We start from the raw sequence: 16,476 nt of genomic DNA, 5'->3' as shown, positions 1-16,476 counted from the left end.
ATCAGCCAAATCACAGGTCTTTTGATTAATCGAGATACACGTCCTCGATTTCACCGAACGAGTCTTCGTCAAAGACGAACGAGCCGTTGGCATAGCGATCGAGTAGCGTAAGGGTTTTTGTCTTCACTTGTTTTGCTTTTTCTTTCCCGACGATATGAAGCGTCTCATCCCCATGTACTGGAAGCACACGACGGATTTGGTGTGGTTTTGATTTGACCTCACGAATGAGCATCGTCCCACGAAGGTTGCGGTTCGTGCAGTCGAACTGGTCCTCGAGTTTCATCTTCTTGACCGCTCCCCGTTGCGTCACGAGAACGAACAACGGTGGCGTGAAGAAGGAGAAGGCATCGGCGACGAGGTCACCGTCTTTCAGGTTCATCGCCTTCACACCGGCTGCCCGCTGTCCGACGACAGGGACATCATCCTCTTTGAACCAGAGACCGTATCCACGCTCTGAGACGAGGAACAACTGCCCTGGACCGTCACTGATTCCGGCGAAGACGACCTCGTCGTCACCTTTCAGCTTCAAGGCCATGAGTGGTTTCGATTTCCGCTGCGCGTCGTAGTCGCGTAACGGTGTACGTTTGACCATCCCGTCTTTCGTCACGAAGAGGCAATGGGCGTCCGTATCGAACGTCGAGACGACGTCTGCCGAGATGACCTGTTCCCCTTCAATCGGGACGAGGTTGGCGACGTGTTGTCCGGCATCCTTCCACTTCGATTCTGGAATCTGATGGATCGGGATGAGGAGGTAACTACCCTTGTTCGTCCAAACGAGCAAGTGGTCCGTCGTCATGGCTTGTGTCGTGAGAAGTGGACGATCCTTCTCTTTCATCTCCGGTAAAACGTCACTTGACGCGCCATACGAGCGCATCGAGGCACGTTTGACGTACCCGTCACGGCTGACGAATACCATCGTCTCTTCGACAGCAATCATAACTTCCGTCTTCAGTTTTAATTCCTCAACTTCCGACTCGATGACCGAACGACGGTCATCTCCGAACTCGTCACGCAATGCCGTAAGTTCTTTCACGATCAACTTTCGTTTTGTCGCGTCCACCTCGAGGATGTTTGAGAGGCGGGCAATCTCTTTTTGGAGCGCCTTTGCTTCTTTTTGCAACTCGACGATATCCGTATTCGTGAGTCGATACAACTGGAGCATGACGACCGCTTCGGCCTGGCGTTCCGTAAATGAGAACCGCTCCATCAGTTTCTTCTTCGCGTCCGTCTTGTCTTTGGCGGAACGGATCAATTCGAGCGTCTCATCGAGGACCGAGATGGCTTGTTCCAAGGCGTCGACGATTTCGGCACGTTTCTTCGCCTGTTCGAGCTCGAACGTCGTTCGGCGTGTCACTACTTCTTCGACGTGTTTCAAATAGGCGTCAATGATTGGGATAATTCCCATCTGTTTCGGCGTCCGGTTCACGATGGATACCATATTGTAGTTATAGGCGAGCTGTAGGTCCGTATGCTTCAAGAAGAAGTGAAGGACACCTTCCGCGTCCGCTTCTTTCTTCAATTCGATGACGACCCGAAGGCCCGTCCGATCCGTCTCATCACGGACTTCCGCGACACCTTCGACTTTTTTATCGAGACGGAGCTCTTCCATCTTTTTGACGAGGTTCGCCTTATTCACTTCATACGGAAGTTCGGTAATCGTGATCTGTTCACGGCCACCTTTTAGCTGCTCAATCTCGGACTTCGCTCGGATGATGACCTTCCCTTTACCGGTCTCGAACGCCTTGAGGATACCGTCTTTCCCCATGACCGTCCCTCCGGTCGGAAAGTCAGGTCCTGTGACATACTCGAGGGCGTCTTTCGCCGTATCGACCTGACCCTTCAAGCGTGCGATGGCGAGGTTGAGCACTTCCGTCAAGTTATGCGGAGGGATCTCCGTCGCATAACCAGCTGAGATCCCTGTCGTCCCGTTCATGAGTAAGTTCGGGAGGAGCGACGGCAAGACGAGCGGTTCTTCCGTTGAATCATCAAAGTTTGGCGTATAGTCGACCGTATTCTTCGCAATCGACGTCAACATGACACCCGCAATCTTCGAGAGACGGGCTTCCGTATAACGCATGGCCGCTGCCGGGTCACCGTCCATCGACCCGTTGTTCCCATGCATGTCGATGAGCGGATACCGGAGTTTCCAGTCTTGCGAGAGACGTACCATCGCCTCATAGACGGACGAGTCCCCGTGCGGGTGATAGTTCCCGATGACGTTCCCGACCGTCTTCGCAGACTTCCGGTATGGCTTGTCGTTCGTATTCCCCTCATGGTGCATCGCATATAGAATCCGGCGTTGTACGGGCTTGAGTCCGTCACGAGCATCCGGTAAGGCACGGTCTTGGATGATATATTTTGAGTAACGCCCGAACCGGTCACCGACGACCTGTTCGAGAGATAGATTTAAAATGTGTTGAATCGTCGACATCGTTACATCACTTCCTCAATCGCTTTAGTCACATGTTCATTGGCGATGATCGAATCATCTTCTTGGAGTCCGAAGGCGACGTTCTCCTCGATCCACTCACGGCGATGCGTGACGTTGTCACCCATCAAGACCGATACACGCTTGTCCGCGACAGCCGCATCGTCCACCGTGACACGGATGAGCGTACGGGTATCCGGATTCATCGTCGTCTCCCATAACTGGTCCGCGTTCATCTCACCGAGACCTTTGTAGCGTTGGAGGATATAGCCTTTCTTATACACTTTGACGAGCTTCTCGAGCGCCTCTTCGTCCCAGGCATAGTCGAACTGTTCGGACTTGCCTTTCCCTTTTGAGATGCGATAGAGCGGTGGCAAGGCGACGAACACACGGCCCGCCTCGACGAGCGGTCGCATATAACGGAAGAAGAACGTGAGAAGGAGCACTTGGATATGCGCACCGTCCGTATCGGCATCCGTCATGATGATGATCTTGTCGAAGTTGCAGTCATCCAAGTCGAAATCGTGACCGACCCCGGCGCCGATTGCATGGATGATCGTATTGATTTCTTCATTCTTCATGATGTCCTGAAGTTTCGACTTTTCTGAGTTGATGACCTTCCCGCGTAGTGGGAGGATGGCTTGGAACGTACGGTCGCGCCCTTGTTTGGCGGAACCACCGGCCGAATCACCCTCGACGAGGAACAGTTCGTTCTTGGCGGCATTCTTCGACGTCGCCGGCGTCAATTTCCCGTTCAAGATGCTCGAACGTTTCTTTTTCTTCCCGTTACGTGCCTCTTCACGGGCCTTTCGAGCCGCCTCGCGAGCCTGAGCCGCACGAATCGCCTTCTTGATGAGCATCGTCGCCATCTGAGGGTTCTCTTCTAGGAAGATCGTCAACTGTTTCGCCATAACGCTGTCAGCACTCGCACGTGCCTCTGGTGACCCGAGTTTCGACTTCGTCTGCCCTTCAAACTGGAGGAACTCTTCCGGGATCCGGACCGAGACGATGAGCGTGAGTCCTTCACGGACATCACCGCCGTCTAGGTTCTTATCCTTCTCTTTGAGCAGTCCGTTCTTACGGGCATACTCATTCATGATCCGGGTCATCGCCGTTTTGGCACCGACCTCGTGCGTTCCACCATCGCGTGTCCGGACGTTGTTGACAAACGAGAGCACATTTTCGGAATAGGCATCCGTGAACTGAAATGCGAGTTCGATCTCGATCTCGTTCTCTGTCCCTTCGAAATAGACGATCGGATGAAGCGTCGCCTTGTCGTCGTTCAAGTATTGGACGAACTCGGCAATTCCTTCCTCGTAATGGAACGTCTCTTGTTTCTCCGTACGCTCATCAGTGAGCGTGATCGTCAATCCTTTTAAGAGGAAAGCCGATTCACGGAGGCGTTCGGCGAGCGTGTCATAGTTATACGTCGTCGTTGAGAAGATGGTCGCATCCGGTTTGAAATAGACACTCGTGCCAGTTTGGCGTGTCTTGCCTGTCTCAATCAGTGTCGTTTGAGGCACACCGCCATCCGCGAAAGTCTGTTCGAACACTTTGCCGTCACGATGAATCGTCACGACGACCTTGCTCGAGAGGGCGTTGACGACCGAGGCGCCGACGCCGTGAAGTCCGCCAGACGTCTTGTAGCCGCCTTGGCCAAACTTTCCGCCGGCGTGGAGGACTGTGAAGATGACTTCTGGGGTAGGCTTTCCAGAGGCATGCATTCCTGTCGGCATCCCACGTCCGTGGTCACGGACCGTGATGGCATCATTCTTATGAATCGTCACATCGATTTGACCACCGAACCCAGCGAGCGCCTCATCGATCGCGTTGTCGACGATCTCATAGACGAGATGGTGAAGTCCGCGATGGTCGGTTGACCCGATGTACATCCCCGGACGTTTCCTTACGGCCGTGAGTCCTTCGAGCACCTGGATGGCGTCTTCATTGTAATTAAATAGATCTGTTGACATAGCAGTCACCTCAATTTCGAACACACGTTCGTTTTTCTTTCCTATTGTATAGCTGTTCATCGATTCTGGCAAGCCTCCCTTGTCAGCCATCGCTGAAAAAAAGGAGACCTACCAAGGAGGTAGGTCTTATCCGAGTAGACGAGCATGTTCCACGTACAGGCAGCGGTTCTCGATATAATCGAGCCCGGCGTCACGCACGATTTGCTCCGCCTCAGCACTTGAGAGACCGAGCTGGTTGAAGACGAGCCCGACATCCCCATGTCGTACCGCATCTTCCGCGACACCCGCTAAAAATTCGCTGCGACGGAACACGTCGACGATATCGATTCTACCCGGGATGCTCTCGACGGACGGATACGCTTTGCGTCCGTTCCACTCCTCGAGCATCGGGTTGACGGGGATGACGGTATAGCCGACACGGAGTAAATACTCTGCGATCTGGTTGGCCGTCTTGTTCGGGTTGTCGGACACGCCGACGACCGCAATGGTCTTCGCTTCAGACAAAAGTTGCTTCAAACGCTGATCATCCATCCAAAATCCCCCTTTGGTTTACGTTTACAGTGTAACGTTACCTTCCTTCCTGTTTCAAGTCTTATTTTCATCATAAGGTATAATGACTCAACATTACAATTTCAAAACAAACCAATATGGTTTACATAACAAATTATTGTCTACCATTTATTTTGCTATAAAATCAATCAGTTGATTAACCACTCGATTGAGATACAATCACGCAATTCATGTACATTGCGTGAAATATCTATTTCACGCAACGATACATACGAAATTAGGACGTTTTTTAAAGTCATTTTACGGACTTCTATACAAATTTAATCATTGTTTCGTTATACTAAAAGAAAGGAGGTGTGTGATGGGAACAACCTATGAAACTCGTCGAGGAACACTATATAACGAACGAATTACTTTTTACGGCAATGTCATCGCTTGGTTGGTCCACTTCCTATTTTGCATCTTGTTTTATCGTTTGGATATGACTCTCTTATTCCTATCAAATGGCTTGAGTGTGATCTATTACACGATTTCATTCTACTTTGTACATAGGCGGTGGTACGGCATCTTCTTTACCGGACTTTTTATCGAAGTCGTTTACAACGCCGTCATCTCGACCGTCATTCTCGGTTGGGAGATCAACATGCATTATTTCATCCTCATGATGGCCTATGGTGTCTTTTTCATGCCAAGCGTATCCAGAAGCCAACGCATCTTGACCACGGCCATCGCGATGTTGATTTATAGCCTTCTGTTCATCTATGTGTCCGACGGCATCGAGACCCTACCGATTCAGGTGGAACAAGCGCTCGGACTCTTTTGCATCCTATCGACCGTGGTGATGATCGCAGGGCTCTCCTTCATCTTCGAGTCAGCCGTTGTCGAAGTGACAGATGAACTCGAACGATCCAATGAGCGATTGCAGATCCTAGCGTCTACGGATGGATTGACCGGACTATTGAACCGAAAAGTTGGGCATGAACAAGTTTCTAAAGCAATCGACAAAGCCGCTCATGAAGGCGTTCCGTATGCAATCGTTCTCGGTGACATCGATCGATTCAAATCGTTTAACGAGACGTACGGTCATGATTGTGGGGACCGGGTGCTTCAACAAGTGGCCTCCATATTATCCGATATCGACGGCATGGCCGTCCGCTGGGGAGGAGAGGAGTTCCTGGTCTACCTATCGAGTCCGTCCGGTGACTTCCTTCCAATCGTCGAGCAGTTGAGACAACAAATCGAGTCGACCCCTCTCCATTACGCAGGAGAACGTCTTCATGTCACAATGACATTCGGACTTGCGGTTCGTGTTGGTCACGATACGGTCGAAGAGATCGTCAAAGAAGCGGACAACTTCCTTCGTGAAGGGAAGCGTAGCGGAAAGAATCAAGTGAGAACTACATGAAGAAAGGGGCATTCTATGAGTATTTTCCGTCAACTTGGACAGCGGCAGACACCGACGACGACGAAACGCTTCGAGTTGAACGGGTTGCACCGACTACCCGCATTCATCCAACAGTTTTTTCATCATTTAGCAGCGAAGCATTATTCCAAACAGACGGCCCAGCGCTATGTGTATGACGTTTTAGATTTCTTTCGTTGGGTCGAGCACGTTAGTGGTACTGAGTTAGAGCCTGAAACGATTGACTTGCCATCATTCACAGAGATTGACCATGCCGGAGCAGAAGCGTATGCGACTTATCTTGCCCTCGATCTCGATAATGCTCCGAGCGTCATCAATCGAAAGCTTTCAACGTTACAGTCACTCTTCAATTACTTAATCGAGACCAATCAAGCAACGGTGAATCCTTTTCAAACCGTAGAACGCCCGAAACGCGGCAAACGGAACCCCGTCTATTTGACGGAATCGGAGTGGCTCGATTTCTCGACGCTCGTACGTAGCAATGTCGGCATGACGAATCGCGAGGCGAGTTGGTACGAAATGAATCGCGCGCGAGACTTTTTAATTATACAGTTACTCGGACTGACAGGAATGCGCGTATCCGAGCTCGTCGGACTCAATTGGTCCGATATCAACATTGAGACCGGAACGATTCGGGTCATCGGTAAAGGCAATAAGGAACGCTTGATCCCCATCGCAGGACCACTTCTTCCACTCCTCTCTGAGTATCGCGACACGTCGAGCGAAGGGGCGGTGTTCCAAAATGAGAAGGGACAACGAATCGCTGTACGGACGGTTCAGCATATGTTGAAAGGGCATATTGACCGCTTAAAGCCTTACCTGCCGTTCTTGAGCTATAAACAGGTAACGCCACATAAACTCCGTCACACGTTCGCTTCACGTCTCGCCATGGGGGGCGTCGATGTGCTCACGATTCAACAGCTTCTCGGGCATGAATCTGTGGCAACGACACAAGTCTATGCCCATATCGGAGATGAACGGAAAAAACACGCAATATCGAGTTTACAATAATATGTTATGTAAACTATATATCCAAATATAACCACCACCTATATAATGGGTGGTGGTTATATTTATGTGCTGGACATTGACAAAATCAAAATGGCATCATCGATGACCATAAAATAGGCATTGTCATAAGTGAGACGTTCTTCCGATTCTAAATCGAAAATCACGACACCGCTCGTAAGTCCTTCCGTATATTCATGGACGAGATAGCGGCGACCGATGACGCGTTCGAACGGTTCCACATCGATATAACGCGCACCGGTTGCGAGGTCGATGACTTCTGAGTGCATATCTGTCTCATCAACTTTGATAAAAATCGTCGAACTAATATCGTCGTACGTGAAATCAATCGGTTCATAAGCACCCCAATCGACGACCGATACTTCATGTAAGACATCGGGACCCGTCAAATCATAGATGACCTCCTCATTCAACGAGTCAACAAACGCGGAGAATCGAAGCGTCCCTTCATTTTCTCCTAGATATTGGACCGTGTCCCCTTCCCCTTGGAGACGGAGGATATCATCGAATGGCAATTCACCCCGTTGATCCCATATCGCCTCGACCGCCTCCTCGAGTGGGCAAATCAAGAGTGCCTCGGAATGGTCAATCGGGTCGTCAGGAGAGATGCGCCCATCATCGAGTGCATTGTAATAGTCAAACTCATCGAGTCTCGCGTTGCAGACGATGTATGGAACACCATCGAATGTGGTCGTGAACAAATACAATTCTCGGAAACGTTCCGTCTTACCGACAAGACGCTCATCCCGAATACGCTCCCGTTGATTGGTCACGCGATCATAGAGCCACGCCTCATCCGATGATTCAAACGCCGTCAAAAAGAGGAAGTAACGATGATCCAGTACCCAGAACAATGTGCTATTTCCACGCTTCTCAAACGTCGTGACCACTTCTTCGGTGCCCGCCTTGTAAGAGAAGGCGATCAATTCTGTTTTGACCACCCCTTCACCGTCCGGGACCTCATTTATAAAATAGACGATGTCTCCATCGACGAATAGTTTAGGATAACCGTAATCCGCGTACTCCCTCCGGTTCAATTGTGTGATCACGCCATCCTCATCGTCAAAGCGATAGAGCGAGAATGTCGTGCGATCTTTCTTCTCTCGATAGTAGACCGAGGTAGGGGTAACGGCGATCACATCTTCATGATCGATTGGCATGGCTCGTGCGTCAACGATTCTCATAAAGCACCTCTCTCTTGTCCGGATTCAGCGGGTTCGACTGTCACAAGCCCAGGTGGTCGTTTCGGGAACGTGATCCGTAGATGAGCATATTCAATCACATTCTGATGCGGATGGTTCTTGTCAATCCAGCGAATCCGTTGTTGATTCGCGAGGGCATGCCCGATCTTTTCTTCCATTTGGAATTTGGAGATGTCACGAAACGCGACTTCTTGAATGTATGTTTCCTCATCGGTTTCAAACTGTTGCCAGATTCCCATGATCAATTGACCGAGGGATGAGACACGCCGTTCAGGGAGCGTGATCGTCCCTAGTGTTCGACTCACTTCCTTTAGACACTCGTTCGGGTCGTCCGAGACGGCAAATAGTCGTTTTGCCGTGTTGTTCATGACGCGATAGCGACGTTTCCCACTTTCAAGCCTGAGCACCTGCGCGTATGGTTCAACCGGGACACCATGAAAAAACGTTTCCGTTCCGCCCCATGCGAATCCAAACGACGGGTCAAACTTCCGGATCGTCTGCATGAAGGACATCATAAAGTCCTCGACTTCTCGTCTTTCGAGTCGAAGCCATTCGGCCAGGGCGAGGGTTCCTTTCTCTTTCGAAATCCGATCGACCGGGAAGAAGAGCTCACCATCCGATAGACGATGAGGTTTCAATTCGACGCCGTCAGCACGATAATCGGTCGACGGCCTCCCCCCTCTCCCCGCGTAGATGACCCACTCATCGTCTGTGCTTTCGATGGCATATGCTTGATGTGCCCACGGTGGCGTCACGTATAAGGCGGGATACTCCTCGAAGGTGTCGAGGTGAATGTACGAACGGTCATTCCAAAGGTGGGCGACGAGGCGTACGACCTCCCCTGTCTCCGAATCTTTTGGGGCGATGTAATTTCCGGTATCTCCGATGAACGTCAAAATGTGAAAACCATACCCGTTATACAGGTGACGCACAATTCGTTCAAAGACGGCGGTCACCATGCGTTCAAATAACGGATGATCTTCATTCCGATTGAGCGTTGGCGAATCGACCGTACACATGAGCCAACCCATCCGCTCATATAGACGAACTCGGAGCGGATAAGAGATCAACGGAGAAGAACTCGCATGAATCTCAGTCAAGCGGATATTGGACATGTTTTCGACTTGCAAGGTGAAGCCGCTACGTCTTAACTGTTCCTCCATCTTTTTCTTCCAGTTGATCGTCTCCATCCCATTCACTCACTTTCTCTCATCATCTCATTGTGAATTTTTCCCGATTCTCGTTTTACACAAACGCTTTTCGTTCCATTTGCGCGCTCAGTCGCTGAATCGCCTCGTCCAATAGTTCACGACGTGTCCCAATATTCATCCGTTCGAATGATTCACCTTGAGGACCGAACGGACTACCCGGTGACAAGAAGATTCGGACGTCTTGATGCAGCCAAGACGTCCGATCCTCGGCTGACATCGGTAACTCTGAGAAGTCAATCCAAAGCAGATAACTCGCTTCCGGACGGGTCGTATGGAGCATCGGAAGGTTTGATTCGATGGAATCGATCACGTCATTCATTTGTTGCTCCAATTCTTCTCGCAACTGGTCGAGCCAACGTTCCGCGCGGTTATCGGTATACGCGGCGATGATAGCCGTGTTTGCGAACGGTGTCGGGAGCACATGATGTTTGTTCTGTACTTTCGTGATTTGCTTCCGCCACTCATCGACCGGACAAATGATGTAGGACGCAAATAATCCGGCGATGTTAAATGCTTTTGATGGCGCACTCACCGTGATGACACGTGGGTCGAGTGTGCCGATTGCGGTATGTTGATGAGACGGGAACGTCAAGTCTGCATGAATCTCGTCAGCGACGAGGATCACCTCATATTGATTCGCGAGTGCTACGACCTTCTCTAGTTCCGCTCTCGTCCAGACACGTCCAACTGGATTATGTGGGGAACAGAGTAAGAAGAGTTTCGCTTGCTTCATCGCTTCCTCGAGTGCGACAAAATCCATCTCGTAGCGTTCGTCAGTTTTTTTCAACGGGGCATCGAACACTTGTCGTTTGGAGCCGACAACGAGTTCGTGGAATGGTGGATAGACAGGTGACTGGATGACGACGCCATCTCCGACTTCAGTCAACGCCTCGACGATATGAGTCAACGCAGGCACAACACCGCTAGAGAATAACACATGGTTCGGGTCTACAATCAAATCGTGACGTCGGCCGTACCAATCACTGACCGCCTTCTGCGCTTCAGGTGCGAACAATGTATACCCGAATTCCCCTTGAGCGGCTTTTGCGGCGAGCGCCTCGGAGATGGACGGGGCAGTCCGGATATCGATATCCGCTACCCAGAGTGGTAACACATCATCTGACAAACGGAACCATCGCTCCAACCCGTCCCACTTCACCGAATTCGTACCTTTACGTTCAAGTTGTTGTTGTAAAATTGATTTCATGTTCATCCCTCCTCCTCTTACTGTATCAAAGTTGATTCGACTGCGTGCCAAAAAAGCATGGCAGTTTCTTGCCGACTTCGTTATACTCGATCGAGATAAGAAAGGAGGCACGTCAATGCGTGTTACCGTCATTCGCAACAATCGAAGAAAAAAAGCCGCATTTTATGTCACGCCAAACGGCATCGAGCTGCGTATTCCAGCACGTTTGTCTGAACGAGTCGTCGACCGCATACTAGAAGAGCACGACACATGGATTCGTGAGACGTTGCAGAATCTTCCTCAACAGACGTCTATTCTCGATAAGGGGCTCGTTTTTCATGGGAAAAACTATCCGACCAAGAAAGATGATGGCACGACTCTCCGATATGACGGCTCCTCATTTTTCGTTCCGAGGACATGGGACGAAAACGCCCTGGCTAAACATTATGAGGCATGGCTACGTGAACGCGCGCTTGAATATGTAATCAATCTGGCACCGACTTACGAAAGATTATTAGGTGTTAAAGCGAAAAAGATTCGTATCGGTCATCAAAAGACACGGTGGGGATCATGTAGTTCGAACGGAACCATCTCCATTAATGTCCGCCTCATGCTGGCGCCAAAAGAGATGATGGACTACGTCATCGCCCACGAATGGGTGCATCTCGTTCACTTCGATCACTCCCCTTCTTTTTGGAGAACGTTACAAACGATTTATCCGAACACCGCTTCAGCGAAAGATTGGTTGAAACGACACGGACATACGTTACAATTCAAAAAAACCGACTGACCCCGTGTAGGGTCAATCGGTTCACAGGTTGGATATAAATGTGTCGGCCGTATCATGTAACTCGGCTGCTGCCTGCTCGAACGTATGGAATCGCTCCATCGTCTGTTCCATCGTTTTTGCACTTAACTGAATCTCTTGATTGGACGCAGTGACACCTTCTACAATTTTCCGAAGCTCGACGTTCATCCCTTCCGTGTTCGAGTTGACGTCGATGACCGCACGTTCAACCATACGAGAGAGGTTTCGGATCTCAGTCGCAACCACATTAAATCCAAGCCCGTGTTCACCTGCTCGTGCCGCTTCGATGGCAGCATTCAGGGACAACAGATTCGTTTGTGCCGCAATCTCTTTGATCGACGAGGCAATTTTCGCGATGTCATCGGCTTGACGACGCAAGTTCTGAAGGGCATGGAGGTTGTCCGCAGCATCTTTCGCAAGCTTTTCAATCGTCTGATTCAATAATTTCGTGTCTTGCATGCCTGTCTTCGCCCGTTCATCGAGCACATCGGTCATCGATTTAAAGCGATACGCATAATCCTCAATCACTTGTTGCCGTGCGGTGATGTCCGATGCGATCTTGACGACACCGACGACATCATCTCCTTCAAAAATCGGCATATACGTCGCCTCGAGCCAAATGGTTTCCCCTTTTGCATTCTCGCGCTCCACTTTATCCGAGAAACTGAAACCACTCCATAATTTCTCCCAAAATGCCGAATACTCTGGACTATTGACAAAGGATGAAGGGCAGAACAAGTGATGCTGCATGCCAATCATCTCCTCGCGTCTGTATTTCATTGCTTTCGCGAACGTATCATTCACATCGACGACCCGGCGTTGACGGTCGAATCGAATCATCGCCATATTCATTTCAATGGATTGAAAAACGTCCTCAGATTGAATTCCTTTTTGGTTCAAAGTACTCATTATATATAGCAACCTTTCTTATTCTTAGAATGTTCTTACCAAATCGTGAATTTCAGTGTAACGTATCCCATAACATTCTATTACTCTCTTTTTATACAGAAGGTCAATATCTTGATTTTGAAGTATTTACCAAATGAAAATACGCCGAGGGGCGCCTTTCACTCATCTAAATCAGGGAAATAGGAGAAGAACGTTTCCGCCCCTGCACTGCTCAGTTTGAATGTTTGATTGCGTGTTTCATCCGTCACATAGACATCGACTTTTTTAGACCGTTTCTTGAAGCTTAATTGAAACTCTTGCCCTTTCCATCCCTCGATGATGGTAAGAAGGGGATAGTCCCCCACTTCTCCAGCTCGATCCACCGGTTCTGCCTCCTCAAATGCGTTCATCAAATCAGACATCTCGATTCCTGCAGCCCGCAGCACGTTCGGATAATCAATCGTTGCCTTTTCGTCTAAAGGAGTTTTATGGACGAACACGAACGGACCACTTGGTACGGCGGGATTCGATTCCTTGTCCGCTTCGATCGATTCATTCGTCGCAAATTCGCGATCCGTGTACGTGAGACGGACGTCTTTCGTCACACGCTTCCCGTCCTCAATAAAAGAGAACGTGTAGAGCGGTGTCTCGACCCCGGGTTCGAGCGATTTTGCCTGTAGTACCCGCTCAACTTTGAGCCCTTCAAATTGTTTTGGTTGCTGCTCTGGATGCGAATAATCATCTTTTGTTATAAGGACAATCGGGTCATAAGAAAGTAACCCACCTTCCGACTTAGCGAAAAAGTAAGCCTCTTTGGATTGTTCGTCGTAGCCGAGTGCGATTGTCATGCTTCCCATTTGCGCGTGATAAGGCTCAGTGATTGAGAGCGGTAAGATCCCTTCGTCCTCTCCGATGGTTAAATGGATACTTCCATTCAAGGAAGGGGTCACTTGAATCATCGTTTCGTCAATGAGATTGACGGGATCCTCGAAAACATCGGAATAATCGCTTTCCTTCAAACTCTCTTCTTGTTCCCGAGTTCCATTTGCAATTGTCGGGTTACTTGGAATGTTGACACCTTCAGAAGCCTGTACAAACGAAGGGAACTTCTCAACAAGTCCGACTCTCATCTCTGGAGAAAAGCCGTCCTGACAAATGACATAATTCTGTTCGCCTTTTACATACGTCACTAGCTTATAGGCATGTGCATCGTAGTCGGAAATCATGGCTTTTCGGTTCAAGACATACGAATTATAGACCGTGACGTCCTCAGGGATTTGGGGAACCGGGTCATCGGTGCATGCAAGAAGTAAATCGCTCGCCCACGTCTCCGACCCGGTAGTAAAGCTGTTCATGTCTCGTACATCCCATTGTGATGGCATATGATCCAGTTTGACGACCTTTACCTCTTCACCACCACAACCCGATAATATTCCAACTGTACATAAAGTGAATAATAGTCGTTTCATCATGATTTTTCGTACTCCGGGAAAATATCCAAAAACACTTCCGCCCCTTTACTAGATAATTTAAATGTCTGCTCGCGAAGCGGGTCTGTCAGATAGATGTCGATTTTTTTTGACCGCTGTTTATAGCTGATTTCAAATTCTTGCCCTTTCCATCCATCCATCAACGTCAAGTATCGATAGTCTGCAGGCTCACCTTTGCGGCTGACCGGTTCTGCCTCCTTCAATACTTCCATGACTTGTTCAGATTCTTCCGTCGAGATTTCAATAAAATCAGGATAAGCGAGCTCATTTCCATCAAACGGTTTCCGGTGTGAGACGACTCTTGGACCATCTTCTTGGGCCGGCATCCACTCTTCATACATCGAATCGGGTTCTTCGCCTTCTTTCAGCAACGTACCTTCAACAAAGCGAACCGTCATCGTTTCAGTCACGGGTTCACCATCCCGCATGTAATGGAACGTATATATGGGAACCGCTTCTCCTTTTTTTATCTCTCCAGGTTCGATGATGGTGTCGACGCTTAACTCTTCAAAGGACTGTTTTTCTATTGACGCAGGATCCTCTAGTTCTTCAAACTGTAATTGCTGATAAACAAAGCGTTCATTGAATGAAAAAAGAATATACGGTTGAGATGTTTGTCGATCGAGTCCGATGGCAATCTGTCGATGCGGCATATCGGTTCCGATTGGTTGAAAACTAGTGAGCGAATGTCTCGTCGCATTACCATCGAGCTCTAGTTCAAGCTCTCCGAATAGTGCCGGTTCAATTTCAAGCAATGTATCTCGGAACGGGATGATCTCGATTTCATCGATTTTCAGTCCGTCTGTTTTCATTAGCTTGTCCTTTGAGGACGAAGATGTTTGATGAAGGCTAGGTAATCGGGGGACGCTGATTCCTTCAGATGTATTCACAAAATCCGGAAACTTATCGATTGTCTTCGCCATCCATTGATTCGTATAATCTTCTCGACATACGACATATCGTTCGTCACCTTCTAAATAGGTAACTACCTTCATCGAGTACGGATCCATGGATGACACGACCCCGTTTCGCCCTGCGAACACTGTCTGATATACAGTGACATCTCCTTTTAGCTTAGTCGTTCGTTCGCCCTCACACGCCTCGAGCACTTCTCTCGTTTCGTTGACTTGAACAAATTCTCCTTCTTTCGTATAACTCTCGAGATTCCATTGATTTTCTATGTAATCTAGTTGAATGACTTCTATATTAGATGCCCCACATGCGCTTAAAAATGAAGCACTAAGTAACATCATGATTCCTCTTTTGTACAAAATATCCCCTCCTATAATCTCCTCATCCAATTTTACCATTATCTAACTATCCTATACGAAAAAAATCCGCTCACGTTTCATGAGCGGATGGTAGAACAATCATTTACTTTGGTCGATGGCACGTTGCAATCGGGACTCGACGTCTAACGCGACGGCTTGTAACGATTCGTCATCGATGAGGCGAATTAATTCAGTCGGTCTCGGCATACCGATTTGGGTATGGTCGTCTTTTTCGAACACCGCGATTTTGCATGGAAGGAAGTAGCCTCCTTCTAATTGTTGCGACAGCACTTCTTTTGCCGCCTTCGGATTGCATACTTCTAATATACGATACTTCCCATCAATCCCCTGTCCCTTTTTCTCGAGCGTCTCACTCAAATCAAAGTCCCAGAGCACCCCGAATGATTCTTCTTTCAATGCTTCTCCGAGACGAATGACAACGTCATCCACGGTACGGTCAGATTGTACGGTATAGTCAAACATCTTCATTCCTCCTTATGTGGTTACTCATGAAATCTGTACCCGAACGAAGTCATGCTCAATCAAAAAGAAACTGTATGTGATTTGAAACATAATCACGCACTCGAACGTATAAAAGGAGATAATAGTTAGAACCAAACTGATGTAAAGGAGAAGTGGTTGTCGTGACGGTCACGGTATTCACGCATACGAGCTGCAGTTCTTCCAGAAAAACGATTGATTGGTTACGGGAACAAAAGATTCCCTTCATCGAAAAGAAATTGACAGACCAAGGTTTATCCTTCGGAGAATTCAAAGAGATGTTAAGCCTGACGGAAAATGGGACGACGGACTTGTTGTCGGTCCAAAAGAGTGTCTATAAACAAGCGGCAGAGAAACTAGATGAGATGTCGATTCGTGAGCTATATAGCTTCGTCGCCTCGAATCCTCAAATCCTGAAAAGTCCGATCGTCTTCGACCATCATCGCATCCAGGTCGGTTTCAGTGAAAAAGAGATTCGGACGTTCATCCCGAGACATGACCGCATCGCTGAACTGAAACGTCTGCTCCATAACGCATAAATCGTGTCGCTTTCGCG

General features: G+C 48.9%; 14 protein-coding genes. 4 read left to right on the top strand and 10 right to left on the bottom strand.

Annotated elements, in window-relative coordinates; translation table 11 throughout:
* Positions 1-25 precede the first annotated feature (25 nt).
* The 3 genes from parC to KNO71_RS11275 all read right to left on the bottom strand — a co-directional run bounded on the left by parC (position 26) and on the right by KNO71_RS11275 (position 4,932).
* Complete coding sequence (gene parC, locus KNO71_RS11285) at positions 26-2,431, bottom strand: DNA topoisomerase IV subunit A (RefSeq protein WP_078146928.1); 2,406 nt, start codon at positions 2,429-2,431, stop codon at positions 26-28.
* Positions 2,432-2,433: 2 nt separating this feature from the next.
* Positions 2,434-4,401, bottom strand: coding sequence for a DNA topoisomerase IV subunit B (parE, locus tag KNO71_RS11280; RefSeq protein WP_211782817.1), 1,968 nt, complete (start codon positions 4,399-4,401; stop codon positions 2,434-2,436).
* Between the two features lie 126 nt (positions 4,402-4,527).
* Positions 4,528-4,932, bottom strand: a complete 405-nt coding sequence (locus KNO71_RS11275) for a CoA-binding protein (RefSeq protein WP_074037001.1) — start codon at positions 4,930-4,932, stop codon at positions 4,528-4,530.
* 340 nt (positions 4,933-5,272) lie between these two features.
* Here KNO71_RS11275 and KNO71_RS11270 point away from each other — a divergent pair, with 340 nt between their 5' ends.
* Together KNO71_RS11270 and KNO71_RS11265 are read left to right on the top strand one after the other, a co-directional pair.
* Positions 5,273-6,316, top strand: coding sequence for a GGDEF domain-containing protein (locus tag KNO71_RS11270; RefSeq protein WP_214684254.1), 1,044 nt, complete (start codon positions 5,273-5,275; stop codon positions 6,314-6,316).
* A gap of 15 nt (positions 6,317-6,331) precedes the next feature.
* Positions 6,332-7,345 carry a tyrosine-type recombinase/integrase gene (locus KNO71_RS11265; RefSeq protein ID WP_214688701.1) on the top strand — a complete coding sequence of 338 codons (1,014 nt, stop codon included), beginning with the start codon at positions 6,332-6,334 and terminating at the stop codon, positions 7,343-7,345.
* A gap of 62 nt (positions 7,346-7,407) precedes the next feature.
* Here the strand turns inward: KNO71_RS11265 and KNO71_RS11260 are convergent, their stop codons facing one another.
* The 3 genes from KNO71_RS11260 to KNO71_RS11250 are packed head-to-tail and all read right to left on the bottom strand — an operon-like array spanning position 7,408 to position 10,983.
* Entirely contained in the window at positions 7,408-8,547 is a 1,140-nt protein-coding gene (locus tag KNO71_RS11260) for a hypothetical protein (RefSeq protein WP_214688699.1), read from the bottom strand.
* The gene (locus KNO71_RS11255; RefSeq protein WP_214688698.1) at positions 8,544-9,755 is read right to left on the bottom strand and encodes a hypothetical protein; all 1,212 of its coding nucleotides are present in this window, start codon (positions 9,753-9,755) and stop codon (positions 8,544-8,546) included. The genes KNO71_RS11260 and KNO71_RS11255 overlap by 4 nt, the downstream gene beginning before the upstream one ends.
* Before the next feature lie 55 nt (positions 9,756-9,810).
* A complete protein-coding gene (locus KNO71_RS11250) occupies positions 9,811-10,983 on the bottom strand; it encodes a MalY/PatB family protein (protein WP_214688697.1) in 1,173 nt (390 codons plus the stop codon).
* A gap of 115 nt (positions 10,984-11,098) precedes the next feature.
* On the opposite strand from KNO71_RS11250, the gene KNO71_RS11245 reads away from it, so the two are divergent.
* A complete protein-coding gene (locus KNO71_RS11245) occupies positions 11,099-11,752 on the top strand; it encodes a M48 family metallopeptidase (RefSeq protein ID WP_214688696.1) in 654 nt (217 codons plus the stop codon).
* Between the two features lie 21 nt (positions 11,753-11,773).
* Here KNO71_RS11245 and KNO71_RS11240 read toward each other — a convergent pair whose 3' ends face one another.
* The 4 genes from KNO71_RS11240 to KNO71_RS11225 all read right to left on the bottom strand — a co-directional run bounded on the left by KNO71_RS11240 (position 11,774) and on the right by KNO71_RS11225 (position 15,902).
* The gene (locus KNO71_RS11240; protein ID WP_214688695.1) at positions 11,774-12,679 is read right to left on the bottom strand and encodes a methyl-accepting chemotaxis protein; all 906 of its coding nucleotides are present in this window, start codon (positions 12,677-12,679) and stop codon (positions 11,774-11,776) included.
* A gap of 158 nt (positions 12,680-12,837) precedes the next feature.
* Complete coding sequence (locus tag KNO71_RS11235; RefSeq protein ID WP_251031980.1) at positions 12,838-14,127, bottom strand: hypothetical protein; 1,290 nt, start codon at positions 14,125-14,127, stop codon at positions 12,838-12,840.
* Positions 14,127-15,419 (bottom strand): hypothetical protein, encoded by a 1,293-nt coding sequence (locus KNO71_RS11230; protein ID WP_214684238.1) that lies wholly within the window; start codon positions 15,417-15,419, stop codon positions 14,127-14,129. Before KNO71_RS11230 ends, KNO71_RS11235 begins: the two co-directional genes overlap by 1 nt.
* 99 nt (positions 15,420-15,518) lie before the next feature.
* On the bottom strand, positions 15,519-15,902 hold the full coding sequence (locus KNO71_RS11225) for a DUF302 domain-containing protein (protein WP_214688693.1): 384 nt from the start codon (positions 15,900-15,902) through the stop codon (positions 15,519-15,521).
* 161 nt (positions 15,903-16,063) lie between these two features.
* On the opposite strand from KNO71_RS11225, the gene KNO71_RS11220 reads away from it, so the two are divergent.
* Entirely contained in the window at positions 16,064-16,459 is a 396-nt protein-coding gene (locus tag KNO71_RS11220) for a Spx/MgsR family RNA polymerase-binding regulatory protein (RefSeq protein ID WP_012726343.1), read from the top strand.
* Positions 16,460-16,476: the final 17 nt, after the last annotated feature.

Origin of the sequence: Exiguobacterium sp. s163 (assembly GCF_018617135.1) — a bacterium.
Lineage (GTDB): Bacteria > Bacillota > Bacilli > Exiguobacteriales > Exiguobacteriaceae > Exiguobacterium > Exiguobacterium profundum.
This window is presented reverse-complemented; position numbering and strand designations above follow the sequence as displayed.

Coding starts and splice junctions, on each gene's coding strand:
- KNO71_RS11265 (WP_214688701.1), top strand. CDS start 6,332: ATGAGTATTTTCCGTCAACTTGGACAGCGGCAGACACCGACGACGACG.
- KNO71_RS11260 (WP_214688699.1), bottom strand. CDS start 8,547: ATGAGAATCGTTGACGCACGAGCCATGCCAATCGATCATGAAGATGTG.
- KNO71_RS11235 (WP_251031980.1), bottom strand. CDS start 14,127: ATGAAACGACTATTATTCACTTTATGTACAGTTGGAATATTATCGGGT.
- KNO71_RS11255 (WP_214688698.1), bottom strand. CDS start 9,755: ATGGAGACGATCAACTGGAAGAAAAAGATGGAGGAACAGTTAAGACGT.
- KNO71_RS11270 (WP_214684254.1), top strand. CDS start 5,273: ATGGGAACAACCTATGAAACTCGTCGAGGAACACTATATAACGAACGA.
- KNO71_RS11275 (WP_074037001.1), bottom strand. CDS start 4,932: ATGGATGATCAGCGTTTGAAGCAACTTTTGTCTGAAGCGAAGACCATT.
- KNO71_RS11250 (WP_214688697.1), bottom strand. CDS start 10,983: ATGAAATCAATTTTACAACAACAACTTGAACGTAAAGGTACGAATTCG.
- parC (WP_078146928.1), bottom strand. CDS start 2,431: ATGTCGACGATTCAACACATTTTAAATCTATCTCTCGAACAGGTCGTC.
- KNO71_RS11245 (WP_214688696.1), top strand. CDS start 11,099: ATGCGTGTTACCGTCATTCGCAACAATCGAAGAAAAAAAGCCGCATTT.
- KNO71_RS11225 (WP_214688693.1), bottom strand. CDS start 15,902: ATGTTTGACTATACCGTACAATCTGACCGTACCGTGGATGACGTTGTC.
- parE (WP_211782817.1), bottom strand. CDS start 4,401: ATGTCAACAGATCTATTTAATTACAATGAAGACGCCATCCAGGTGCTC.
- KNO71_RS11240 (WP_214688695.1), bottom strand. CDS start 12,679: ATGAGTACTTTGAACCAAAAAGGAATTCAATCTGAGGACGTTTTTCAA.